This window comes from Bradyrhizobium sp., from assembly GCF_036009065.1.
Lineage (GTDB): Bacteria > Pseudomonadota > Alphaproteobacteria > Rhizobiales > Xanthobacteraceae > Bradyrhizobium.
Genome location: NZ_DASYMN010000168.1, coordinates 1 through 2,003 on the forward strand (window position 1 = coordinate 1; position 2,003 = coordinate 2,003).

The 2,003-nt window shown below is 62.8% G+C and carries 3 protein-coding genes; 2 read left to right on the forward strand and 1 reads right to left on the reverse strand.

Features of this window, described 5'->3' with window-relative positions:
• On the forward strand, positions 1–432 hold a 432-nt coding region (locus VGP39_RS10115), incomplete at its 5' end, for an AMP-binding enzyme (protein ID WP_414644622.1).
• A gap of 92 nt (positions 433–524) precedes the next feature.
• Here VGP39_RS10115 and VGP39_RS10120 read toward each other — a convergent pair.
• A complete protein-coding gene (locus tag VGP39_RS10120; RefSeq protein ID WP_414644623.1) occupies positions 525–1,379 on the reverse strand; it encodes a sulfite exporter TauE/SafE family protein in 855 nt (284 codons plus the stop codon).
• Positions 1,380–1,781: 402 nt separating this feature from the next.
• Between VGP39_RS10120 and sdhC the strand changes: the two genes are divergently transcribed.
• Positions 1,782–2,003 (forward strand): succinate dehydrogenase, cytochrome b556 subunit (gene sdhC / locus VGP39_RS10125; RefSeq protein ID WP_327567966.1); only part of this gene is annotated, 222 nt, incomplete at its 3' end.

The following is a 2,003-nucleotide window of genomic DNA, read 5'->3' on the forward strand; positions in this document are numbered from 1 at the left end:
TGGCGGATGCCGGAAAAGACCAAAGCCGAATTCCGCGACGACGGCTTCTTCATCACCGGCGATCTCGGCAAGATCGACGCCGAGGGCTATGTGCACATTCTCGGCCGCGGCAAGGATCTGGTGATCTCCGGCGGCTTCAACGTGTATCCGAAGGAAATCGAGAGCGAGATCGACGCCATGCCCGGCGTGATCGAGGCCGCGGTGATCGGCGTGCCGCATGCCGATTTCGGCGAGGGCGTCACGGCGGTTGTCGTCTGCGATAAAAACGCCGGCGTCGATGAAGCCACGGTACTGAAGGCGCTCGACGGACGTCTCGCGAAATTCAAGATGCCGAAGCGCGTGTTCATCGTCGACGAGTTGCCGCGCAACGCCATGGGCAAGGTGCAGAAGAACATTCTGCGCGATGCCTATGCCGGGATCTATGCGAAGTAGGCTAGATCGTCATTGCGAGGAGCCCTTGCGACGAAGCAATCCAGCCTGCGCTTGTTGCTCTGGATCGCTTCGCTTCGCTCGCAATGACGGGTTTACAGCAAGCTGATCACGAACCTGCTCCCGACAATAAACAAATAACACCCGAACGCCATTTCCAGCGTGCGCTTCGACATCGCGTGCGCGGCCTTGACGCCGAGCGGCGCGGTCAGGAGGCTGGTCGGCATCACCAGCGCTGCCCCGATCAGCGAGACGTAGCCGAGCGCGAACGGCAATTGCAGCGCGGTGACGTCAGGGTATCGCGCCGCCGCGGGCCAGCCGGCGTAGATGTAGCCGAGCGCGCCGGGGATCGAGATCAGCACTGCCAATGCCGAGGACGTCGCCACCGCCTGATGGATCGGCCGGCCGTAAAATGTCATCAGCAGATTGGAAAACAGCCCGCCGCCGACCCCCATCAAGGTCGAGAGCAGCCCGACCATGCCGCCGTATACTCTCATCAGAAAACCGCTCGGCAGCGTGTCGCCGAGCCGCCATGAATCGCGGCCGAACAGCAGCCGTATCGCGGCCGACCACGCCACCGCGACGAACACGACTTTGAACAGCCGCTCCGGCGCATAGCGCGCGATCAGGCTGCCGAGGATGACGCCGGAGATCACCGGCGCCGCCCAGACCCGCAGCACCTTCATGTCCACCGCGCCGCGCAGATAATGCGCGCGAAACGAACTGATCGAGGTCGGGATGATGATCGCCAGCGAGGTGCCGATGCACAGCGGCATCCGCACCTCGAGCGGCACGCCGGCGAGCCGGAAGCATTCGTAGAACACCGGCACCAGGATGGCGCCGCCGCCGATCCCGAATACGCCGGCGAGAAATCCGGCCAGCGCCCCGACTGCGACCAGCAGGCCGGCGAGTTCGAGCAGTTCGGAGACGTTCAACCCTGCAACCAGCATTTCTACCCTGACCCGCAGGTCGACGCCAAAACACGAGTCATTTCTTTTTCCAAGCCACACATTCAACCGTCATCCTGAGGGCCGCGCACTTGCGCGGCGTCTCGAAGGATCGCTGCGGGCGCTCGTGGTCATCCTTCGAGGCTCGCCGTGAAGAACGGCGAGCACCTCAGGATGACGGCAGTGTTATCTGGCCATCATGAATCCCGCTTCAGCACGATTGCCGTCCCAAGCCCCGGCGGCGCTGTCAATGCCCACTATTGCAGGGCTCATCTGAAGCACTGAACATTCGTTCGCGGGGGTTGATTTTCGGCGTTGCGCTGGGTGTTTCGAGTTCGTAAATAGGATTGACATAATGCGATCCCCGGGGCCTTTACGCCGGCCCTTAAACCGTCAAAGCCGCCGATGACCGCCAGGATCGAACGCCCGCTTTCGCCGCATCTTCAGAGCTATCGCTGGACGCTGACGATGGCGCTGTCGATCGTCCACCGCATCACCGGGATTGCGCTGTATTTCGGCGCCTTGCTGCTGGCATGGTGGCTGATCGCCGCGGCCTCGGGGCCCGGCGCCTATGCCCATGTGCAGGCTTTTACCGGAAGCTGGATCGGCCGGCTGATCGTGTTCGGC

Excerpts from the sequence above, each read along its gene's own strand:
- VGP39_RS10120 (WP_414644623.1), bottom strand. The coding sequence starts at position 1,379 with ATGCTGGTTGCAGGGTTGAACGTCTCCGAACTGCTCGAACTCGCCGGC.